Genomic DNA, 1,038 nt, shown 5'->3' with positions numbered 1-1,038 from the left:
CAACAAAATCAGTTGTTTTAACTCATTTATAAAAAGCGCAATTAACGTAATGAAATACAGGCCTTATCTGTAGTTTCGATAAATTGGTATCTTTACCAATAGAAAATAAGGAATCAATACAATGAATCAAACACTAAATACACTCAATGAGCTGTGGATTGAAGCAGGCGAAAAAGTAGAAAATTATAATGATAAAATCAATCAAATGCTCAAAAATGAAAACTTCTCAGCTCAAACTTTAAGAGATTTGACCGCAAAGAGAGATCATGCACAAGCTCGTTGTGATGCACTTAGAAATCAAGTCGACGAAGCACAAGCGACGCAAGTTGCTCATCTTCGCTCAAGCGGACAACTTCCCTTAGGAAATGGAGAAAACCAAACCGATCATTCTTTCATTTCAGATTTTAAAGCCTTAATGAGAGGCGATTCTAAAATCACAAATCTAGTCACTTCCTCTAAAGATGAATCAGGCGAAGCGGCTGGCTTAACCATTCCCCAAGATTTAAGAACTTCGATTAATGTCTTGAAACGCCAATATGATGTGATGGAGCAATATGTCAATGTTGAAAATGTAACTACAGCCTCAGGTTCTCGTGTTTATGAGAAATGGACAAATATTACCCCACTTACAAAATTAGATAGCGAAGATGAAACCATTGGAGCCAATGACGATCCCAATCTTAAACTTGTTAAGTATCAGATTGGACGCTACGGAGGGATCACAACAGCGACCAACTCCCTACTTAAAGATAGTGCCGAAAATATTATGTCATGGTTGACGGGTTGGATTGCTAAGAAAGTCGTCGTTTCTCGTAATAAAGAAATCATCTCACTCATGCAAGCAGCCCCTAAAAAACCAGCCCTCTCTACTTTTGATGATATTATCATTATGATTAATACGGCAGTCGATCCAGCAATTAAAGCAACTTCTATTTTAATTACCAGGGGTGCGGTGGCCGTCGAACAGCCTGGTGAGGAGCCCGGCACAGAGGTCGGGACAGCGTGATCCACTCGATGGGGTATCCCGGCTGTGGGGCG

1 protein-coding gene is annotated in these 1,038 nt (G+C 40.2%); it reads left to right on the top strand.

Features of this window, described 5'->3' with window-relative positions:
* The first annotated feature begins 121 nt into the window (after window positions 1-121).
* Window positions 122-1,006: a phage major capsid protein gene (locus AB0M39_RS42240; RefSeq protein WP_365374563.1), complete on the top strand. Its 885-nt coding sequence runs from the start codon at window positions 122-124 to the stop codon at window positions 1,004-1,006.
* The last annotated feature ends 32 nt before the right edge of the window (window positions 1,007-1,038 follow it).

Origin of the sequence: Streptomyces sp. NPDC051907 (assembly GCF_040681075.1) — a bacterium.
Taxonomy (GTDB): domain Bacteria; phylum Actinomycetota; class Actinomycetes; order Streptomycetales; family Streptomycetaceae; genus Streptomyces.
Note: the sequence above shows the minus strand (reverse complement) of the source record. Positions and strands in the feature narration are given on the sequence as shown.

Bases quoted from the DNA above. Each gene is read 5' to 3' on its own strand.
- AB0M39_RS42240 (WP_365374563.1), top strand. From the start codon at position 122: ATGAATCAAACACTAAATACACTCAATGAGCTGTGGATTGAAGCAGGC.